Genomic DNA, 20,338 nt, shown 5'->3' with positions numbered 1-20,338 from the left:
CATTGATTTTGCAATATGTATTTTTGGTGGATTAAGGTATATTGAGGCCATTCTGATTTAAACCTAAGCTCGCACTAGCAAATGTGGTGTAAGAGCTAACAAAATGAGCTTTTATGCATCTTCATATATTAGGTATTTGTGGCACCTTTATGGGCGGTATTGCCGCTATTGCCAAGCAAATGGGCTTTCGAGTGTCTGGCTGTGACGCTAATGTTTACCCACCAATGAGTACTCAACTCGAACAATTGGGTATCGAATTAAAGTCAGGTTATTTAGTGGAACATTTAGATGACGAGCCTGATTTAGTCATCGTCGGTAATGCCATGGCGCGTGGTAACCCTATGGTGGAATATGTGCTTGATAGAAAAATTCCTTATACGTCAGGTCCAGAGTGGTTATTAGACAATGTTTTGAAAGACCGCTGGGTGTTAGCTATTTCGGGTACACACGGAAAAACCACCACCAGTTCTATGCTGACCTGGATATTGCAATATGCAGGCATGGAGCCGGGTTTTTTGATTGGCGGCGTACCGCAAAACTTTGATTGTTCTGCGCGCTTAGGTAATGCGCCATTTTTTGTTATCGAAGCCGATGAATACGATACGGCTTTTTTCGATAAACGGTCTAAGTTTGTCCATTATCGCCCTAATACTTTAGTGATCAATAACATGGAATTTGACCATGCGGATATTTTTGATGATATCAGCGACATTCAACGTCAATTTCATCACCTAATTCGTATGGTGCCAAGCAATGGCCTTATTTTGTCGCCAAAAAATGAATCAGCCATTACTGAAACACTGGCGATGGGCTGTTGGACACCGACTGAATATAGTGTCGACGAAACGCATAAATTATCTGGTTGGCATGCCGAAAAATGTATTGCTGATGGCAGTGAGTTTATCGTCAGTTTTGAAGGTGTAAAACAAGGACAAGTAAATTGGGCGCTCATTGGCGACTTTAATATTGATAACGGTTTAATGGCGATTGCGGCGGCGCGTCATGCTGGTGTACCAACAGCGGTAGCCATTGAAGCGTTAGCAAGCTTTGTAAATACTAAGCGCCGATTTGAGTTTAAAGGTGAAGTTAATCAAGTAAGAGTCTTTGACGATTTTGCTCATCATCCGACCGCGATCGCTAAAACATTAGCGGGTGTGCGGGCCAATGTTGGCAACAAACGCGTAATAGCGATACTAGAGCCCAGATCGAATACCATGAAGTCAGGTGTACATAAAGACACCCTAGCAAAATCGCTAACTGACGCTGATATGGTATTTGTTTATCAAGGTGAGCAAGTGCAGTGGTCAGTTGATGCGTTAATTGCCGACTGTTCTCAACCTTGTTTTGTCGGTGAGAATATTGACCAAATGGTGGCCGATATTGTGGCAAAATCCGAAGCAGGCGATACGCTTGTCGTGATGAGTAACGGCGGTTTTGGCGGTATTCATGAAAAACTGTTATCGGCACTTTCTAAGCTATAATAGCCAGTGCAATCTATTTATTAGTGAAGAATTTATTTGTAAAGAATTTATTAGTGAACAATTCATTAATGTTATGAGTATAGACAGGGTAACCGTTAATTTACGTTACCCAATTTAGGTGAATGTGTGCAAAATAAAGCAATGACAATTAATAACAATGGCGAATTTGAGCAGAAAATAACTTTGGCCATCACAGGTGCTTCTGGCTCAGCTTATGCGCTGCGATTATTGGAATGTTTAGTCGCAGCAAACTATCAAGTATATTTATTATGCTCTAGCGCTGCTCGCGTGGTTTTTGATACCGAAGTTGGCTTAAAGTTACCGAGTTCGCCCGACGCTGCTAGTCAATTTTTTACTGAGAAATTTAATGCAAAGCCTGAGCAAATTATTGTTTTTGGCAAAGAACAGTGGTTTTCTCCGGTAGCTTCTGGCTCTGCTGCACCGAAAACTATGGTGGTTTGTCCGTGTTCTACTGGCACGCTTGCGGCCATTAGCCAAGGGATGAGTGACAACCTGATTGAACGCGCTGCGGATGTGGTCATTAAAGAACGAGGGCAATTAATTTTAGTGCCACGCGAAACACCTTTTTCAACGATACATTTGCAAAATATGTTGTCGTTATCTCAAATGGGCGTAACCATTATGCCGGCATCTCCTGGTTTTTATCATCAACCTGAGTCGATTAATGATCTGATTGATTTTATGGTTGGTCGAATACTCGATCATCTAAATATCGAACAATCGATTATGCCACGCTGGGGCTATCAATCACCCACACAAACGCAATAAAGCCTGTTCTGTTCAGGCAAGGTGTATTGAGCGATTATATTTATTATTGATATGATAATGCAGGCTTATTTACTATCCATCAGATATAAATAAGCCTGTGTAGATAACTTTATACCAAGTTGATTACTTATATTTCTATAAATTTATATTTTAAATTAAGCCCTAAAGTAGCGAGCTTTAAGTAAGGTACTTAATTTAACAGCGCGTTATTCAGCGCTTGCCGTAACTTTGCTTTTTGCTTTAAGAATTTTAATATCGACACCATCAAGTAACAGCATAACATCAGCGAGTAATCTTTTAAGTTCGGTGACTTCAGTGGGAATGCTTTTCTTTACTTTTTGAACGTAAGCAATGGCTTCACGATTTTGAATAACTTCTAACAAAGTCTTCAAGGTTTCAGTATCGTTAGCATCAATTGCCGGCAACTTTTTTTCACTTGCGGCATTGTAGAGCGAGTATGTGGTTATTAAACTTGCTTGTGCTTCTTCTAGTCTTTTCATAAAAATCAGTCCTTGTTTTTATTGTTTTAAAACTGGTCTATTTCGAAATGCGAATAGTCGTCAGTCGAGAACAGTTATAGTACTTACATACCATACTGAAAAATAAAAATATTGTCTATTTTTTCTGCATAATATCTTCTTGATGACAACAATGCTTTTAGCGTTATGTAACGGGTATTGAACGGCAAATAGCGACTATTTGTCGCATTCGACTTAAGTTTTCAATAATGATGTGTTGTAGTAAGGTTATAAAAATAAATTACATAGCTGATTAGGTTGAATATATGTCTAGATTTACCGCTCGGATCTCTTCACTAGCACTTAGCATTGCATTAGTCGCAGGTGCCGGTCATCAAGCTTTTGCTGAAGAAAATACGGCGAAAACACCAGAAAAATCCAAAGCTGAAAAGTGGTCAGTTAATAGCCCACAAGGTGAATTCACCACAGCAAAAATTGATGTTCGCCAAGGCACTTGGATGAATGTTGATATAAGCCCAGATGGTAAAACTTTAGTGTTTGATCTACTTGGTGACATTTATACCTTGCCAGTTGATGGTGGTGAAGCCACAGCGTTAATGACAGATATTGCTTGGCAAATGCAACCGCGCTTTAGCCCAGACGGTCAACATATTGCTTTTACCTCTGATGAAGATGGCGGTGATAATTTATGGATTATGAAAGCAGATGGCAGTGCTGGCAAAGCGGTTAGCTCAGAAACCTTTCGTTTATTAAATAGCCCCGCTTGGTCACCAGACGGAGACTATCTTGTCGGCCGTAAACATTTTACCGGTTCTCGTTCTTTGGGAGCTGGCGAAGTATGGATGTACCACAAAACCGGTGGTAATGGCGTAATGTTAACTAAACGTCCGAATGAGCAGAAAGATTTAGGCGAACCGGCATTTTCACATGACGGGAAATACGTTTATTTCTCACAAGATGCTACTCCAGGAAAAACCTTCCATTACAGTAAAGATTCAGAAAAAGGCATTTATAAAATTAAGCGCCTTGAACTTGAAACCGGTGAAATTAAAGTCGTTGTTTCTGGCAAAGGTGGCGCAATACGACCTGTGCCATCACCTGACGGTAAGTACTTAGCTTATATTAGCCGTGACGATTTCCAATCTAATCTCTACCTTTACGATTTAAAAAGTGGCAAAGAAAGCCTGATTTTTGAAAACTTAGACCGCGATATGCAGGAAACATGGGCAATTCACGGTGTGTATCCTAATATGGCGTGGTTGCCAAATAGCGCTGGTATGGTGTTTTGGTCTGGCGGACAAATCAACAAACTAGATCTTGAAAGCCAAAAGACAACGGTTATCCCGTTTCATGTAAAAACTGAGAAAAAAATCCAAACAGCGTTGCGCTTTCAACAAGATATTGATCAAGATAACTTTGACGTGAAAATGCTCCGTGATATTGAAATATCACCGGATGGTCGTAAAGTTGTTTACGAATCAATGGGCCATATTTATGTCCGTAGTATTGCGGATGGCAAAGTCAAAGGTAAAGCGAAGCGTTTAACTAAGCAAAAGTCCCATTTTGAATTGAACCCTAGCTTCTCTCGTGATGGCAGAACGGTAGTTTATAGCACTTGGAATGATAAAGAACTCGGTGAAATTCGCACCGTATCATCGCGAGGTGGTAAGAGCCGTTTATTAACCGAAGAACCAGGTAAATACATAGAACCTAGCTTTTCTCCAGACGGAAAAACCGTGGTATTTCGCAAAGTTTCTGGCGGTTACATCACCGACCCAACGTGGGGATTAAACTCAGGGGTTTATACCGTTAGTGTTAAAGGTGGAACGCCTAAGCGGGTAACAGAGTCTGGCTTATTGCCACATTTTGGCGCTAAAAACGATCGTATTTATGTTTTACGTAACGGTGAAAAGCCACAACTGGTGAAAATTAATTTAAATAATTCATCAAATGCTGAGAAGGAGCAAACGCTTTATCAAGGTAAGTTTGCTACCGAATTTAAAGTATCACCTGACGGTAAATATTTAGCGTTTGCTGAACGTTTTAAAGTATTTGTAACGCCATTTGTTGAGCGTGGACAAGTGATTGATATTGGGCCGAAAGCAAAAAACTTACCAGTGAAAAAATTATCATTACGCGCTGGCGAAGGTATTAACTGGAATGGTGAGTCTAATGAGCTTTACTGGAGCTTAGGGCCAGATTTATACCAAGCAAGTGTTGGCGGTTTATTTGATATAACGGACACCAAAGCACTTGCGAAAACTGACCTTGAAAGCAACGATGTTGATAGTGACGAAGAGCAGAAAAAAGCAGAAACAACACCTGAGCCACTTAAAACCTATTTAGGTTTTAAAGCAAAAGCTGATAAGCCTTCAGGTCGTGTCGCTTTTGTTGGTGGTAAAGTGATCACTATGGAAGGTGAGCAAATAATCGAAAATGGTGTTGTGGTTGTCGAAGGTAATAAAATTATTGCCGTCGGTAAAAAAGGGCAAGTGAGTATTCCGTCAAATGCCAAGATTATTGATGTTACCGGTAAGTCGATTATGCCTGGCTTGATTGATGCCCATGCCCATGGTCCGCAAGGCAGTGATGAAATTATTCCACAACAAAACTGGAAAAACTACGCTGGTTTAGCCTTAGGGGTAACAACGGTTCATGACCCATCGAACGACACCACTGAATTCTTTGCTGCTAGCGAAATGCAAAAAGCCGGTGATATTGTTGGACCACGTTTATTCTCTACGGGCAGTATTTTATACGGTGCGACTATTGCTGGTTATACCTCGCATGTTGATAGTTTAGATGATGCTAAATTTCATATCGAACGTTTGAAAAAGGCAGGGGTTTTTAGTGTTAAAAGCTATAACCAACCGCGTCGTAATCAACGTCAACAAATGATCCAAGCAGCGCGTGAAGCCCAAATTTTAGTGGTACCAGAAGGTGGTTCGCTACTACAACACAACTTATCTATGATTATTGATGGTCATACGACGTTAGAGCACTCAATTTCGACCGCGAAAATTTATGACGATATTAAGCAATTATGGTCGCAATCTGAAATGGCCTACACGCCTACGATGGGCGTAGCCTATGGCGGTATTTCAGGCGAGCATTTTTGGTATGACACAACAGAGGTATGGAAACATCCACGTTTGAGTCAGTATGTACCGAGCGAGTTCTTAGATCCGCGCTCAATGCGACGCACCAAAGCACCACATCATCATTACAACCACATTAATGTTGCGAAAGTAGCGAAAGAGTTGCAAGACTTAGGTGTGGTGGTGAATTCTGGTGGTCATGGCCAACGTGAAGGTTTAGCGATGCACTGGGAAATGTGGATGATGGCACAAGGTGGTATGACACCATTAAATGCCATTCGCACGGCAACCATGGCACCAGCACACACCTTAGGTCTAGACAGCCAGTTAGGATCGATAAAAGTTGGTAAATTGGCAGATATATTAGTGGTTGATGGCGACGTGAGTAAAGATATTCGTTTATCTGATAAAGTTATTTACACCATGGTTAATGGTCGTTTGTATAATGCTGAAACGATGAATGAAGTGGGTAACTACGATAATAAGCGTGCTAAATTTTATTTTGAAAAATAACGTTTAATGTTCTAACCGCCGTTGTAGAAAAAGCCCGGAACTTCCGGGCTTTTTATGTTCAGGCCTCTCTCAGACATCCTGTCTTTCGAGGCACCCATGGCTGTGCAGTATGAGGATATTTTTCTACGCTGAAGTTAAAGCAGGAGGGTAAAACTAAAACATTATTTAAATGATTAACTTGATTAGGCTTTTAGTTATACTGAATCTAAACAAAATATAAAAATTTAGTATTAGGGAAATTAAGCATGGATAACAAAATATCAATTGGCATCAGTAGCTGTTTATTGGGTCATAAAGTGAGATTTGATTCCGGCCACAAGAACAACTCATATATTAATAATACTTTAAGTGAGTATTTCGATTTTATTCCCTTTTGCCCAGAAGTGGATATTGGCTTAGGTATTCCTCGCGAAACTATTCGATTGGTCTTGCTGGATGAAAAAGTACACTGTGTTGGTTCAAAAAATCCAGATTTAGATGTCACTGACCGCCTTAAAGATTGTGCTGAAGCGCAAAAGCCGTGGCAACAAAACCTCAGTGGTTATATCTTAAAGAAAGACTCTCCTAGTTGCGGGATGGAGCGCGTTAGACTTTATAAAGGTGATATGCCAGATCGTATCGGTGTTGGTATTTATGCACAAAAGTTGATGGAAAACTTCCCTGATTTACCGGTCGAAGAAGAAGGTCGATTAGGTGATGCTATTTTGCGTGAAAACTTTATTCAGCGAGTGTTTATTTATGCGCGTTGGCAAAAGCTTGCAGCAGAAGGGTTTTCATTACAAACGCTAAACCGTTTTCATGCCCAGCATAAATATATTTTTATGAGCCATAGTCAATCAATAGCAAAAGAACTAGGTCATTGGTTAGCACAAGCTCACGGTGAAGAGCCTAGCGAAGTATTGCCACAATATTTATCAAAAATGATGACGCTATTAAAGTTAAGAGCTAGTCGCAAAGGACACGTGAATACCTTGCAACATTTGCAAGGTTATTTAAAAAATTCAATCAGTGCTGACGATAAAGCCGAGCTTGTCGATATTATTGACCAATATCGTAATGGTTTACTGCCATTGATTGTACCGATAACATTATTACGCCACCATTTTCGACGCTTCCCGCATGATTACGTTACCGAGTCATATTATATGAAGCCGCACCCAAAAGAGTTGATGTTATTAAATAGCTTATAGAAAACTATTACAAAAATAGCTTATGAGAATGCTACCTTGAAAATTGAAGTTATAGAAAACCCTGAATTAGAATTGATTGCCTTTTTAGATGCAAAAATTGCTGAATTTAACTGGGCGCATTGGGAAGTGAGTGAACGTAAAGCGATTGCCGTGAAGTTAAACGATGAAAATGGTGACGTTATTGCCGGTGCTGCGGGAAGAACTTTTGGTGATTGGCTGATGATCAACACTTTATGGGTTTCAGATACTTTGCGAGGACAGCAGGTAGGTAGCAAAATATTGCATAAAATGGAGCAGGCAGCCAAGGCAAGAGGTTGTAATAAAGCGTTACTCGACACCTTAAATTTTCAAGCTATGCCCTTTTATGAAAAACACGGTTATCAAGTACAATGGACGCAGCAAGGCTACCCCAAAACTGGCTGTAGATATTATATGATGAAGCAGTTAAGCGAATAAATAAATCGGGAAACATCGACGGGAATGAAGGTTTGATTACACATTTAGCCTTCATTCAGTCTTTAACCCAAAATGAATAAGCAACAGCTACAGGAATTGTCGCCATGAACATTGTTTTATTGCTGAATAATGACATCGCTAGCAACTTAGCATTAAATTTATTATTGCCAGCGTTGAAAACGCATAATATTACCGTGTTTTTATCTAGTAAAGTGGGCGGTAATACCACACGGCCTCAAGCCTTACTGGATTTAGCGCAATTTGAACAACACGATGTTTATCGGGCGCTAGAGCAGAAGCCAGATAGTGCAGAAAAGTCGCTAATATTTAAAACCTATGCTGAAATACATCAGCACTGCGGTATTAAAATAGAAACCTTAAATGAAATTAATTCAGCGCAGGGCATAGAAAAAATTCAGTCGCTTGCAGCCGATTTAATTATTTCTATTCGTTACGGGGTTATCCTGAAGAAGCCCATTATTGGCTTGGCAAAACACGGTGTTATTAACTTGCACTCTGGAAAGTTACCAGACTACCGGGGTGTTATGGCCACGTTTTGGGCCTTGTTAAATGGCGATGCGCAACTGTCGACGAGTTTACATTTTATAGATGACAGTACGATAGATACCGGCCGAGTTATTGCTAATTCAACACTGACAGTTCAGCAAGACAAGTCATATCTCTGGCATGTGTTGTCTTTGTATATAGGCGGTTGCCAATTAATTGTACAAGCGATTAATATACTTGAAAATAGTGGCGAATTAACAACAGATATTCAAGCTCAGGCAGGCGATTATTTTACTTTTCCAAGTACTGAGCAATTGACTGCGTTTACCGAAAATTGTGGCGTATTATATAATAAAGATGAAGTTGTTAATTTACTTACATCGTTAAAGAAAACCACGGTATAAACAAAGTTAACACCGTGGTTTTAACAATGAGTTTTAACGCGGATAAGTGCAGCGAAAAGTGAGTTGAATAATAAACATTAAGAAAAGCCCTTGGTTAAAAATATTAAAATAAATCATTATATTTAAAGAGGTTACTATGAGTATAGTCCGAGTTAATGAATTTACCGCTGCAGCTCAAAAATCGGCAGAACTGTATGCTTTTCTAAAAGCACTCTTACCTTATATTTCTGGTGCAGAAGGTTGTCTTTCCTGTGAACTGTTAAAGCACAATGAGCATGGCGAGCAATTTATGATTATTGAGCGATGGGATTGTATTGAAAGCCACCAACTTGCCATTACTAATTATCCACAAGATGATATGCAAGCAGCGATGAGTTTATTTGGTGCTGCGCCTAAGGGTAATTATTACAAGTTGTAAACCTGCTGCATCGTTTTTTAAATTTAGCTAAGGATATAGATAATAATTCGTATGTATGAAAAATATGATGACAATACGGCATTACCAGAAATTCCATATAATTCACCAACATTACCTTATGAAAAGCCAGAATTAGGGGTGAATTATTGGATTCAAGATGACTTCTTCCCACAAAAGAAGGCTGTTGAATTAGCCAATAAATGTTTTAACAAAAAGAAATGGAAGCTCGGTTCTCCGTACACGAAAGAGCTTTGGCCAGGAATGCGATCAAAAAACGCTTTAAGTAAGAGTGATTTACAACTGGTTGAAACGTGGGCTAAATCGCAAGTTAATAAAGCTGAGTTTTGGGTGGCCGAATCAGACAGTGTGGTGGTTGACAGCAATACCGCCATTTTAGTGGGTGCTGAAGAGGGTGAAGCAAGACCCCATGTTGATAATCGAAAGTTATGTCGTTTCGGCGCAGTACTTTATTTAAGTCAAAACCCTCAGCCGCATTCAGGTACTAGTTTTTATCGGCTTAAATATAGTAACGGTGCTGCCGGCGGCAATTTGGTGGAAGCGCCATATGTAAACTTAGTTGATGCGCTTAAAACAGAGAGCTTACCCAAGGGGGCTTGGTATGAAGATGTCGCGATTGAGAATAAATTTAATCGCCTCATTTTGTTTAAAGGTAATATTGCGCATAGCGCCAGTAGCTATTTTGGTAAAGAGAAAAGAGATAAACGCCTTGCGATAACGTTTTTTTGGTTAGCGGAAGATTAAGTAAAGTGTGGCTATTAAGTTTTTTTGGTTTGCTGATGATGGTGATAAGTTTGGTGATGATCAAAAACCCTCAGACTTTTGCTACCGGTATAATTAAGTTTAGCCAACAAACATATTTTCATGTTGTTGAAATTTTAAGCCGTTTATTTTTTGGTGTTGTTTTTGTCTATTACTCACCTTTGACCTTAGCGCCAAGTATGAATGCAGCGCTAGGTTACTTAATGATATTTGCCGCAATATTGTTGTTAGTTATTGGTGCTAATAAACACCGAAAATTTGCTTTGTGGTCAGCAGAAAAATTTAGCTCTAGGTTTCGAATTTCTGGTTTTTCTCTTTCATTTTTGGTAGTTATATCATTTACACTACTTGGTAATATAAAAATCAATAGTGATTACCGCTATTGATGAACATGTGATTTATTAAATGGTGAATAAAATGTTAAAGGCCTTCTGGTTAACGATCTTTTTTGTTGTCTTGATTTGGTCGGGAATTGGACCAAAAGATCAATTTACTTGGTTTTTGGAAGTATTACCGGCGATTATTGGTTTGGTGCTGATGGCGATAAGCTTGAGAAGCTTCCCGCTTACGCGTTTACTTTATAATTTTATCTTACTGCATTGCATCGTGCTGATGGTAGGTGGTCATTACACTTATGCGGAAGTGCCGCTTTTCGATAACATCGCTAATTGGATGGGATCTGAGCGAAATAATTACGATAAAGTAGGCCACTTTTTCCAAGGTTTTGTACCCGCGTTACTTGCCCGCGAGATTCTAATTCGTAAAAATATAGTCAATGGTAAAGCATGGTTAAATGTCATTATTGTATCTATTTGCTTAGCCTTTAGCGCGTTTTATGAATTAATAGAATGGTGGGTTGCTGTCGCCTCAGGTGAAAATGCTGAAGCCTTCTTGGGGACACAAGGTTATATTTGGGATACGCAGTCGGACATGGCATTAGCATTATTAGGGGCAATTGTTTCAATTATTGTCTTAGCTACATATCATGATCGTCAATTGGCTAAAATAAACGTTTCTGTTGCGAGTTAATGAGTTATCTATGAAATTAGATAGAATGAAGAGGGTGTTATTAGTAACAATAGTCATATTTTATATAGCGGCGTGTGGCTCTATTTCTGTAAGCAATCGCGGTGCGAAAGTTACTGTTGAAAGTAAGCCTAAACAGCCAAACGTTATTGTTAACGGCAATGTTACCGACAATGTTAACGAGAATGTGAACGACAATTTAAGCGAGAATGGTAAAAAGAAGGGATAGCGCTAAAGCTTGCGAGGCAATTTTTAGCGCTTAGATAGACCTTAGCTTATGTCATTAAGCTTTTAACTGCATCGGTCAATTTTTGCTGTAATTCATCATTTATTAACTTAGTATTTTCCACATCAAAGTTATCAAAAAAGCTAGGTACTGATAGCGACGCTTTTACATCGCCAGCAAAATAAAATGCTGAACTTGAAGCTGCTGCTAGCACACTACTTGCACCACCCGGTCCTGGTGATGTTGCCAAAAATAGCATAGATTTATTTTGAAAAACTTTTTGATCAATACGAGAGGTCCAATCAAATAAATTTTTATAGGCCGCACTGTAACTCCCGTTATGTTCGGCAAATGAAATGATAATAGCGTCACTTTCGCCGAGCTTATTAAAGAAGGCCTTCGCTGCTTCAGGTTGACCTAATTCTGCTTCCTTATCCTGACTGAAAAGTGGTAATTCAAAATCATTTAAATCGAGTATCTCAACGACTGTATTTTCCTGTATTTCAGTGGCTAAATTGGCAGCATAGGTCGCCAACTGCTTATTGATTGACTGACGGCTTGTACTTGCACCAAATGCGATTATTTTCATGATAACGTTGCCTTTTCTTTGTTTGTTAAGTTTAACTGTGTTGAAGGGTAAATAAATATCGCTTGGCCGGCGGTTAATGCCGTAAAAGTGATACCAAATTTGTCGTGTATAAGGCTGCGAGCATTTATTAACTCACCATTAATGTTAGCTTTACCATGGCAAAGATAAACTAATGTTTCGCCAGAAATAGTAATGTTTTGTTGCTCGACAGTGTTACTAACTGAAATGGAAATAGTGCTATTAAATGTGCTTTGCTGATTTTTTTCACCGCCGTAAACTTTTGTTAGTTCTCCAGACTTAGGTTGATAAACCTTATAACCAGCAGGTTCGCCTAATTCGTCTGGTAGCACCCAAAGTTGAATCATTTGATTTTGTTGATCACCGGGGTTGACTTCATTGTGGCGGAAACCCTCAGCGCCAGCACGTTGCACTTGCACCGAGCCTGCAGTCAAAAGCTCGCCATGACCTAATGAACCCTGATGTTCAACTTCACCAGCAACCATAACAGAAATAACATCAACTTCTTTGTGGCCATGCATATGTGTTTCACCAAAAGGCAAAAAATTTGCATCAGATAAATAAACGAAGTTACCCAAACCAGGCAGGGCTAATGTTTTTGAACGACCAAAATAATTTTGATTAATAACAAAATGACGTTCAATTAATCCGGCAAAACCGTCTTGGGGAAGTTGCTCAAAAGTTAGTTTTTGCATATTTTTATTTACCATTGTCAGGCATGTTTTAATTGTGAATATTTTAAGGCGTTAATACTTAATACGATACAACAGTTAAAACATAAGACTATTACGTTATGAGCAATTATGTTGATATTTAAGCCCTATTGAACGATTTTTTATAACTATTTATAACATTACTCTACAGTGTGACTAAATTTAGGTAAAATAGCGCTAATCAAATTTCGAAATTACAGTTATTTACTGCTTTTTTTAGGATAGCCAGTGTCAAGTTACGAAAAACGCTTAAACAAATACATTAGTGACTCGGGCTATTGCTCGCGTCGGTTTGCTGATAAATTGATCGAAAATAATCGCGTGACGATTAATGGCAAAGTACCTGAACTTGGCACTAAAGTTTTGTTGGGTGACAGGGTTTGCATTGACGGTAATGAGATTAAAGCCAGTGCCAGTAATCACACTGACCGTGTTTATATTGCTTACAATAAGCCAGTTGGCATTACTTGTACAACCGAGCGACATGTAAAAGGCAATATCATTGATGCTATTGGCCATACTAAACGTATATTTCCTATTGGCCGTTTAGATAAACCTTCAGAAGGCTTGATTTTCCTCACCAGTGACGGTGATATAGTGAATAAAATATTACGTGCTGAAAATGCTCACGACAAAGAATATATCGTGAAAGTTGATAAGCCAATCAGTGAACGTTTTATTGAACGTATGTCAAAAGGTATACCAATCTTAGGTACAATAACCAAACCCTGCGTTGTGAAACATGACAGTAAGTTTGTCTTTCGCATTATTCTAACGCAAGGCTTGAATCGACAAATTCGCCGTATGTGTGAATACTTAGACTATGAAGTGATTGAGCTTCAGCGTTCGCGCATTATGAATGTTGAATTAGGTAAATTACGTTCTGGAGAATGGCGCGACTTAACACAAAGCGAAATGACTGAGATAAATGCGGCCGTGTCACACTCTCGTAAAACCTCACTTGATGATGACTTTACTGACGTTACTGAGTTAGATGAAAGTGAAATTGATTTAACGGAAGTAGATGTTAAAAATGATGCAGTAAAAGTCGACATCTCTGATATTAAGCACGCGAGTAAAACTATAGCGTCTAAATCACCTGCTTCTTCACGTACATTAACGCGTATCGATGTGAAAAAACCGGCAACAACATCAACGGGTAAAAAACGCCTAAGCTTGAAAAAGAAAAGTTAAGCCATAAAAATTCAAATTATAGTTTATGAATTAACTTGGTTTATGGCTTATATTTTCCGTTTTCCTGGCTATAAAACAGCTCTCTAATCATATGTGTTAGATAACATAGGTTGTAGGAGAAATCGGCTGTAGTTTAGCCCGTTTTGCGATCATCGGGCTATGCTAGTTTTTTAAATTCAATAAGTTTGCTGGCGAATATTGATCGGTTAAAAGGGGTGAACCTTTTGGCCAATCTTGACTTGTCGCCGTTGAGGACATTTGACGGCTTATCTCAGTGATATCGACATCAAAAAGTGATAACTTTTCACTTAATTCTATCGCGCGCGCCGCTATAATATCGTTAGTAGGTAAGGGTTTTGTACTGGCTAATATAATGCGATTACTGTTTTTATTATTTCGAACATTGAAAAAATCGCCAAAAACTGATTTATAAGTAGCCGACTCGTAATTGTATAAATCACTGACCGAAAATGTATTTGCCGCTAACACACCATTTTCGCTGAGTAAGCTTTTCGCTTCTTGCAAAAACTCTTGCGTCATTAAATGTTCAGGTATGTAGTCACCATTAAAGGCGTCGAGAATTATCCAATCGTATTGCTGTTTTTTTATCGACTCACGTTTAACAAAAATACGCCCGTCTTGTGCCACAGCCGTAATATGGTCGTTTTCGAAGAAGCTAAAGTAGTTTCTCGCGACTTTAATTACCGCCGGGTCTATTTCAACATTGGTTATAGTCGCCTTTGGATAAATTTGATGTAAGGCATTCGACATAGTGCCGCCGCCTAAACCAATAATTAAAATACGCTCTGGGTTAGGGTTTAATAATAAGCTGGAAAATAGCATTTTAGTGTAGTTAAAAACTAAACGTTGTGGGTCGTCCACTAACATACAGCTTTGCTGAGTTTTCGTGCTTCTAACATTGAATTTTAAACAGCGTAGTCCGTTTTTTTCTTCGACTAATATATTGCGATATAACGAACGTTCACTGTGAATAGTTTTGGCAATCGCTGGTGTTGTTAAGGCCGCGTTTATGAGCAAACTAGTGACTATCCCAAACAGGAGCGTAATCGATAATTTATTCATGTGCAGCTTCCTGTGCGTTAACCGAACTGTCGTTACTGATTTTTTTCTGTTGATTTAGACGATTGAAGATCATCGCGCTAATACCAAGTAGAATAAGTGCAGTACTGAACACCATAATAATATCGTTAACCTCGAACAGTAAAACCAAGTAGAAAGAGGTAATAATGGTGCCCAAAGCACTGCCCAGTGTTGACACAAAATAGAGGAAACCAGCCACTTGGCCACTTTTGTCTTTATCAGTAACTAACAAGCGCACAGAGTATGGAGAAATCATACCCAGTATCACGGTTGGCACAAAGAACAGGGCCATTGACGCGAGTAAAGAGCCATAACGGGTATCTTCAACAGCTAGGAAAATAGCCTCCATTACCCATTCTGAAGAAAATGCCACGGGCAAAACAGCAATACCCGCAAAGATGAAAATTAACCCGTAACGATTTAAAGATGCATTTTTAGTTGATAGTTTGCCGCCAGCTAAATAGCCAAACGATAAGCTCAGCATAAATACCGTAATGATGCTGCCCCAAATATGAACGCTACTGCCGAAAAATGGCGCTAATATTCTCCCGCCTAGTAGCTCTATACCCATAATGCAAAAGCCACTAGAAAAGGCCAGTAAATAAATCAGCGGGTTTTGCCAAGGCCCATTATTGTTTTTTTTATTAGTCATTTAACTTACTGCTTTAGAGTTTAATTCAATTGAGATGAGTCATATTAAACATAACTTCTATCAGATGCTAGATACAAAAAAGGCTTGTTACAAAAAACAAGCCTTTGGGCATTCACCATCATTGATGTTTATACTAATTTAGCTTTAGCGAATGACTTATTTAGATCGTTTTGCTTTAGACAGTTTTTCTTTAGCTAGTAGTGGTTTCAAAAATCTCGCGGTATGCGAGCCTTTATGTTCAGCTACTTGCTCTGGTGTACCGGTTACTAATATTTCACCACCGCCGCCACCGCCTTCTGGGCCTAAATCAACAATCCAGTCTGCCGTTTTTATTACATCTAGATTATGCTCAATCACTACGATGGTATTGCCATGGTCACGCAAGCGGTGAATGACTTGCAGCAATTGTTTAATGTCGTGAAAGTGCAGGCCTGTGGTCGGTTCATCCAAAATATATAAGGTTTTACCGGTATCTCGCTTTGAGAGTTCTTTAGACAATTTAATGCGTTGTGCTTCACCACCTGACAATGTTGTGGCTGATTGTCCAAGTTTGATATAACTCAAGCCAACATCCATTAAGGTTTGCAGCTTACGTCTAACCGCTGGAATAGGAGAGAAAAACTCAAAAGCATCTTCGATAGTCATATCTAAGACTTCATGAATGCTCTTGCCTTTGTATTTTACTTCTAAGGTTTCACGGTTATAACGTTTACTTTTACAAACATCACAAGGCACATAAACATCCGGTAAAAAATGCATTTCAACTTTAATTAAACCGTCTCCTTGGCAAGCTTCACAGCGTCCACCTTTCACGTTAAAACTAAAGCGACCTGGCTTATAACCACGCGAACGTGACTCTTGCGTCGCCGCGAAAATATCACGAATAGCGGTAAAAATACCGGTGTAAGTAGCCGGATTAGAACGCGGTGTTCTCCCGATCGGACTTTGGTCAATGTCGATAACTTTATCGAGTAGGTCTAAACCGATAATCTCTTTATGTGGCGCAGGCTCTTGTGTGGTTGCACCATTTAATTCAATGTGAGCCAGCTTATACAAGGTATCGTTAATCAGGGTTGATTTACCTGAACCGGAAACGCCGGTTACACAGGTCATTAAGCCATTTGGAATAACTAAATCGACATTTTTTAAGTTATTGCCGGTAGCGCCTTTAAGCTCAACTACATTGTTTTTATCAAAAGGTATTCTGGTTTTTGGTATTTCAATGCGCTCCCTACCTGACAAGTACTGGCCCGTAAGTGAGTCTTCGCAAGCTAGAATGTCATCGACATTACCTTCGGCAATTATATGGCCACCATGTACACCAGCACCAGGGCCAATATCAATAACATAATCGGCAGCGCGAATGGCATCTTCGTCATGTTCGACCACGATGACGGTGTTGCCTAAATCACGTAAATGTATCAAGGTTTCTAATAAGCGTTCGTTATCACGTTGATGCAAACCAATTGACGGTTCATCTAAAACGTACATTACACCCACTAAGCCGGCACCAATTTGGCTAGCCAAGCGAATACGCTGTGCTTCACCACCTGATAATGTGCCTGCAGCGCGCGACAAGTTAAGATAATTTAAGCCGACGTTCACTAAAAAGCCTAAACGGTCGCAAACTTCTTTAAGAATTTTTTCGGCAATTTGTCCTTTTTGACCGGTTAATTCTAACCCTTGGAAAAATGCTAAGGCGTCAGCAATGGCAAATTCAGCTACTTCTGTTAATGGTGTATCACCAACAAATACATTACGTGCTTCTAAGCGTAATCGGCTGCCTTTACAATCTGGGCAGCTTTGACTGTTCAGGTATTTCGATAATTCTTCACGCACCGCGTTAGATTCTGTTTCGCGGTAGCGGCGATCCATATTATTTAAAATACCTTCAAACGGATGTTTGCGAATAACAATGTCACCACGGTCATTCATGTATTTAAATTCAATTTCTTGTTTGCCACTGCCTGTTAAAATCAGTTGTTGCGTTTTTTCATCTAATTCACTAAATGGAAGCTCTAAGGGAAATTCATAATGATCAGCTAAGGCTTTCAACATTTGAAAATAATAAAAATTACGTTTATCCCAACCACGAATAGCGCCACCGGCTAAACTTAATTCTGGGTTGGTAATGATGCGGCTTTTATCAAAATATTGTTGGTTGCCTAAACCATCACAAGTTTGGCATGCTCCCGCTGGGTTGTTGAATGAGAACAAGCGTGGTTCTAATTCTTGCATACTATAGCCACATTTAGAGCAAGCGAAATTAGCCGAGAAAACTAACTCTTCTCTTTTGGGGTCATCCATAAAGCCGACTTTTACTGTGCCTGAGGTAAGTGAGAGTGCGGTTTCAAAAGATTCAGAAAGGCGTAATTGAATGTCTTCACGTACTTTCAGACGGTCAACCACCACTTCAATTGTATGTTTTTTATGTAATTCTAATGTTGGTGGATCGGATAAATCACAAACTTCGCCGTCAATACGGGCGCGAATGTAGCCTTGCGCAGCAAGATTATCTAATAATTTAACATGCTCACCTTTACGGTCTTGTAGCACTGGGGCTAGTACCATCACCTTAGTACCTTCGTCGAGTTCTAAAACTCGATCAACCATTTGGGAAATAGTTTGTGCTGCAAGTGGTAAGTGGTGAGTCGGACAACGCGGTTCACCAACTCGAGCATAAAGTAAACGCAGATAATCATAGATCTCGGTGATAGTGCCCACGGTTGAACGCGGATTATGCGAAGTCGATTTTTGTTCAATGGAAATAGCAGGAGACAGGCCTTCGATATGATCAACATCAGGCTTTTCCATCAAGGATAAAAACTGGCGCGCATAAGCAGAAAGTGATTCTACATAGCGTCTTTGTCCTTCAGCGTATAGGGTATCAAAGGCTAATGAAGACTTGCCTGAGCCGGAAAGACCGGTAATAACAACTAGTTTATCGCGAGGAATATCTACATTAATATTTTTTAAGTTATGAGTGCGAGCACCCCTGACTTCAATTTTCTTCATAATGACTTTGTGACCAGTTTAACGCCCGAGAATTGTTATACGAAAGAGTTGTATGCCAAGATCAGACTGATTGTAAATTACCTTACGTTTTAGCAACATTGCACATAATAGTTCACTTTAAAATCCCTCCTAAACAAGGTTGTTTTTACAGTCAATTTTACTCAAGGTTGTTTTTAGCCGAACATAAAGTTAGAACCGATTATTATCGCACAATTTTTAATCCAAATTCATCTAAAATCTCTGTTTATGTTCATTCGGTAGGCGTGTTAAGATATGCCCGTTTATATTCCCGCTCCCAATAAATTAAGAGTTAAAAATCTTCATGAGTGCATCCGGTTTAAATAGTATTGAGAAAAAGGCCGCGTTATCGCTGGCGTCAGTGTTCGGCTTGCGGATGCTCGGCTTGTTTATGATTTTGCCTGTTTTTGCCATTTATGGTGAAGAACTTATCGGTTACAGCCCAATTTGGCTTGGTTTAGCGATTGGTGCTTATGGTTTAACGCAGGCTATGTTACAAATTCCTATGGGAATTTTATCGGATAAATTCGGTCGAAAGCCGGTAATTTTAGCCGGGTTGGTTATATTTTTTATCGGTAGTGTTGTGGCTGCTATGTCAGACACTATTTATGGCGTGGTGTTTGGTCGAGCTTTACAAGGCACAGGCGCGATAGCTAGTGCAATATTGGCATTAGCGGCAGACTTAAGCCGTGAGGAACAGCGCCCAAAGGTTATGGCAACTATCGGCATGTTCATTGGTCTCTCGTTTACTGTTGCTATGATTATTGGTCCGATAGTCGCGCAAGCATTTGGCTTAAGTGGCTTGTTCTGGTTTATCGCGATATTAACAATCTTTGCCATGCTAACCATTCAATTTATCGTACCTAATTCAATTAATACCGCGCCCAAAGGTGACAATGTTGCACTGCCTTCAAAGCTAGGCAGTTTAATTCGTGATGGACAACTGTCACGATTAAATTGGGGAGTGTTCATTCTCCACATGGCGTTAACCGCGTGTTTTGTAACGTTACCTAAGCAATTTGTTGCTAATGGTTTAGCGCTTGAACAGCATTGGCAGCTTTATTTGCCGACGCTAATAGGCTCATTTTTTCTGATGGTGCCATTTATGATTATTGGGTTGAAAAAGCAAAAAGAAACGCAAATGTTCAGTGCTGCTGTTGCGCTGCTAACGTTAGCGTTATTATTACTTTGGTATCTACCAACGAGCATGACCACTTTGATTGTATTAGTGATGATGTTTTTTACCGCCTTTAACTATTTAGAAGCGACCATGCCGTCAATACTGTCGCGCATTGCCCCTGCCGGTGTTAAAGGTAGTGTGATGGGTATTTATTCTAGTAGCCAGTTTTTAGGCGCATTTGCTGGCGGTATTTTAGGTGGTTTTATTGCCGGTGAATTTGGCGAGCAAACTATATTTCTGGTCACCGGTTTATTTGCGCTAGTGTGGTTGTTGTTAACCTTTGGCATGAAGCCGTTGAAAAAATCTAAGGCGTATAGCTTTTCAACCAGAATTATTAATGATGAACAAGCACGTGAAGTGGCGCAAAAACTCAGTGAAATGCCCGGCGTTATTGAAGCGACTATCATGCATGACGAAGCTGTTGCGTATTTGAAGGTAGACGATAAAACTGTTGATTTAGCGAGTATCAAAGCCTTGCTTAATCAATAATT

Annotated in this window: 19 protein-coding genes; 13 read left to right on the top strand and 6 right to left on the bottom strand. The window is 39.6% G+C overall.

Translation table 11 applies throughout. The features are described from left to right. The first annotated feature begins 113 nt into the window (after nt 1–113). Nucleotides 114–1,481 carry a UDP-N-acetylmuramate:L-alanyl-gamma-D-glutamyl-meso-diaminopimelate ligase gene (mpl, locus tag A3Q33_RS06940; protein ID WP_081179320.1) on the top strand — a complete coding sequence of 456 codons (1,368 nt, stop codon included), beginning with the start codon at nt 114–116 and terminating at the stop codon, nt 1,479–1,481. Between the two features lie 141 nt (nt 1,482–1,622). Then, nucleotides 1,623–2,270 carry a flavin prenyltransferase UbiX gene (locus A3Q33_RS06935; protein ID WP_081182371.1) on the top strand — a complete coding sequence of 216 codons (648 nt, stop codon included), beginning with the start codon at nt 1,623–1,625 and terminating at the stop codon, nt 2,268–2,270. 206 nt (nt 2,271–2,476) lie between these two features. Here the strand turns inward: A3Q33_RS06935 and A3Q33_RS06930 are convergent, their stop codons facing one another. Continuing rightward, on the bottom strand, nt 2,477–2,770 hold the full coding sequence (locus tag A3Q33_RS06930) for a hypothetical protein (RefSeq protein WP_081179319.1): 294 nt from the start codon (nt 2,768–2,770) through the stop codon (nt 2,477–2,479). 284 nt (nt 2,771–3,054) lie between these two features. Between A3Q33_RS06930 and A3Q33_RS06925 the strand changes: the two genes are divergently transcribed. From A3Q33_RS06925 to A3Q33_RS06885, 9 genes are all read left to right on the top strand, one after another. Then, nucleotides 3,055–6,360: an amidohydrolase family protein gene (locus A3Q33_RS06925; protein WP_081179318.1), complete on the top strand. Its 3,306-nt coding sequence runs from the start codon at nt 3,055–3,057 to the stop codon at nt 6,358–6,360. Between the two features lie 245 nt (nt 6,361–6,605). Next, nucleotides 6,606–7,550 carry a YbgA family protein gene (locus tag A3Q33_RS06920; protein WP_081179317.1) on the top strand — a complete coding sequence of 315 codons (945 nt, stop codon included), beginning with the start codon at nt 6,606–6,608 and terminating at the stop codon, nt 7,548–7,550. 36 nt (nt 7,551–7,586) lie between these two features. Beyond that, on the top strand, nt 7,587–8,006 hold the full coding sequence (locus tag A3Q33_RS06915; protein WP_081179316.1) for a GNAT family N-acetyltransferase: 420 nt from the start codon (nt 7,587–7,589) through the stop codon (nt 8,004–8,006). A gap of 104 nt (nt 8,007–8,110) precedes the next feature. After that, the gene (locus tag A3Q33_RS06910) at nt 8,111–8,917 is read left to right on the top strand and encodes a formyl transferase (RefSeq protein ID WP_081179315.1); all 807 of its coding nucleotides are present in this window, start codon (nt 8,111–8,113) and stop codon (nt 8,915–8,917) included. A gap of 136 nt (nt 8,918–9,053) precedes the next feature. Further along, a complete protein-coding gene (locus tag A3Q33_RS06905) occupies nt 9,054–9,335 on the top strand; it encodes a putative quinol monooxygenase (protein WP_081179314.1) in 282 nt (93 codons plus the stop codon). Nucleotides 9,336–9,386: 51 nt separating this feature from the next. Then, nucleotides 9,387–10,097 (top strand): DUF6445 family protein, encoded by a 711-nt coding sequence (locus A3Q33_RS06900; protein ID WP_081150232.1) that lies wholly within the window; start codon nt 9,387–9,389, stop codon nt 10,095–10,097. Between the two features lie 56 nt (nt 10,098–10,153). Next, nucleotides 10,154–10,501 (top strand): hypothetical protein, encoded by a 348-nt coding sequence (locus A3Q33_RS06895; RefSeq protein WP_155866719.1) that lies wholly within the window; start codon nt 10,154–10,156, stop codon nt 10,499–10,501. A 31-nt stretch (nt 10,502–10,532) separates the two neighbouring features. Beyond that, on the top strand, nt 10,533–11,144 hold the full coding sequence (locus A3Q33_RS06890) for a DUF2238 domain-containing protein (protein WP_081179312.1): 612 nt from the start codon (nt 10,533–10,535) through the stop codon (nt 11,142–11,144). 10 nt (nt 11,145–11,154) lie between these two features. Next, nucleotides 11,155–11,370 carry a hypothetical protein gene (locus tag A3Q33_RS06885; RefSeq protein ID WP_081179311.1) on the top strand — a complete coding sequence of 72 codons (216 nt, stop codon included), beginning with the start codon at nt 11,155–11,157 and terminating at the stop codon, nt 11,368–11,370. 46 nt (nt 11,371–11,416) lie between these two features. On the opposite strand, the gene A3Q33_RS06880 is transcribed toward A3Q33_RS06885, so the two are convergent. Next, a complete protein-coding gene (locus tag A3Q33_RS06880; protein ID WP_081179310.1) occupies nt 11,417–11,956 on the bottom strand; it encodes an NADPH-dependent FMN reductase in 540 nt (179 codons plus the stop codon). Next, nucleotides 11,953–12,669: a pirin family protein gene (locus A3Q33_RS06875; protein ID WP_081179309.1), complete on the bottom strand. Its 717-nt coding sequence runs from the start codon at nt 12,667–12,669 to the stop codon at nt 11,953–11,955. The genes A3Q33_RS06880 and A3Q33_RS06875 overlap by 4 nt, the downstream gene beginning before the upstream one ends. Nucleotides 12,670–12,915: 246 nt before the next feature. Here A3Q33_RS06875 and rluF point away from each other — a divergent pair, with 246 nt between their 5' ends. Beyond that, complete coding sequence (rluF, locus tag A3Q33_RS06870; RefSeq protein ID WP_081179308.1) at nt 12,916–13,881, top strand: 23S rRNA pseudouridine(2604) synthase RluF; 966 nt, start codon at nt 12,916–12,918, stop codon at nt 13,879–13,881. A gap of 162 nt (nt 13,882–14,043) precedes the next feature. On the opposite strand, the gene A3Q33_RS06865 is transcribed toward rluF, so the two are convergent. From A3Q33_RS06865 to uvrA, 3 genes are all read right to left on the bottom strand, one after another. Next, nucleotides 14,044–14,964: a spermidine synthase gene (locus tag A3Q33_RS06865; protein ID WP_081179307.1), complete on the bottom strand. Its 921-nt coding sequence runs from the start codon at nt 14,962–14,964 to the stop codon at nt 14,044–14,046. Next, the gene (locus A3Q33_RS06860) at nt 14,957–15,634 is read right to left on the bottom strand and encodes a fused MFS/spermidine synthase (protein WP_081179306.1); all 678 of its coding nucleotides are present in this window, start codon (nt 15,632–15,634) and stop codon (nt 14,957–14,959) included. Before A3Q33_RS06860 ends, A3Q33_RS06865 begins: the two co-directional genes overlap by 8 nt. Nucleotides 15,635–15,790: 156 nt before the next feature. Further along, entirely contained in the window at nt 15,791–18,649 is a 2,859-nt protein-coding gene (uvrA, locus tag A3Q33_RS06855) for an excinuclease ABC subunit UvrA (RefSeq protein ID WP_081179305.1), read from the bottom strand. 322 nt (nt 18,650–18,971) lie between these two features. Here uvrA and A3Q33_RS06850 point away from each other — a divergent pair, with 322 nt between their 5' ends. Then, nucleotides 18,972–20,336 (top strand): MFS transporter, encoded by a 1,365-nt coding sequence (locus A3Q33_RS06850; RefSeq protein WP_081179304.1) that lies wholly within the window; start codon nt 18,972–18,974, stop codon nt 20,334–20,336. Nucleotides 20,337–20,338: the final 2 nt, after the last annotated feature.

It is taken from the genome of Colwellia sp. PAMC 21821 (assembly GCF_002077175.1).
In the GTDB taxonomy this organism is placed as follows: Bacteria; Pseudomonadota; Gammaproteobacteria; order Enterobacterales; family Alteromonadaceae; genus Cognaticolwellia.
This window is presented reverse-complemented; position numbering and strand designations above follow the sequence as displayed.

Excerpts from the sequence above, each read along its gene's own strand:
- A3Q33_RS06860 (WP_081179306.1), bottom strand. The coding sequence starts at position 15,634 with ATGACTAATAAAAAAAACAATAATGGGCCTTGGCAAAACCCGCTGATT.
- A3Q33_RS06850 (WP_081179304.1), top strand. The coding sequence starts at position 18,972 with ATGAGTGCATCCGGTTTAAATAGTATTGAGAAAAAGGCCGCGTTATCG.
- A3Q33_RS06890 (WP_081179312.1), top strand. The coding sequence starts at position 10,533 with ATGTTAAAGGCCTTCTGGTTAACGATCTTTTTTGTTGTCTTGATTTGG.
- A3Q33_RS06930 (WP_081179319.1), bottom strand. The coding sequence starts at position 2,770 with ATGAAAAGACTAGAAGAAGCACAAGCAAGTTTAATAACCACATACTCG.
- A3Q33_RS06905 (WP_081179314.1), top strand. The coding sequence starts at position 9,054 with ATGAGTATAGTCCGAGTTAATGAATTTACCGCTGCAGCTCAAAAATCG.
- A3Q33_RS06920 (WP_081179317.1), top strand. The coding sequence starts at position 6,606 with ATGGATAACAAAATATCAATTGGCATCAGTAGCTGTTTATTGGGTCAT.
- A3Q33_RS06910 (WP_081179315.1), top strand. The coding sequence starts at position 8,111 with ATGAACATTGTTTTATTGCTGAATAATGACATCGCTAGCAACTTAGCA.
- A3Q33_RS06865 (WP_081179307.1), bottom strand. The coding sequence starts at position 14,964 with ATGAATAAATTATCGATTACGCTCCTGTTTGGGATAGTCACTAGTTTG.
- A3Q33_RS06935 (WP_081182371.1), top strand. The coding sequence starts at position 1,623 with ATGACAATTAATAACAATGGCGAATTTGAGCAGAAAATAACTTTGGCC.
- A3Q33_RS06895 (WP_155866719.1), top strand. The coding sequence starts at position 10,154 with ATGATCAAAAACCCTCAGACTTTTGCTACCGGTATAATTAAGTTTAGC.
- A3Q33_RS06885 (WP_081179311.1), top strand. The coding sequence starts at position 11,155 with ATGAAATTAGATAGAATGAAGAGGGTGTTATTAGTAACAATAGTCATA.
- A3Q33_RS06925 (WP_081179318.1), top strand. The coding sequence starts at position 3,055 with ATGTCTAGATTTACCGCTCGGATCTCTTCACTAGCACTTAGCATTGCA.
- A3Q33_RS06880 (WP_081179310.1), bottom strand. The coding sequence starts at position 11,956 with ATGAAAATAATCGCATTTGGTGCAAGTACAAGCCGTCAGTCAATCAAT.
- uvrA (WP_081179305.1), bottom strand. The coding sequence starts at position 18,649 with ATGAAGAAAATTGAAGTCAGGGGTGCTCGCACTCATAACTTAAAAAAT.
- A3Q33_RS06875 (WP_081179309.1), bottom strand. The coding sequence starts at position 12,669 with ATGCAAAAACTAACTTTTGAGCAACTTCCCCAAGACGGTTTTGCCGGA.
- A3Q33_RS06900 (WP_081150232.1), top strand. The coding sequence starts at position 9,387 with ATGTATGAAAAATATGATGACAATACGGCATTACCAGAAATTCCATAT.
- mpl (WP_081179320.1), top strand. The coding sequence starts at position 114 with ATGCATCTTCATATATTAGGTATTTGTGGCACCTTTATGGGCGGTATT.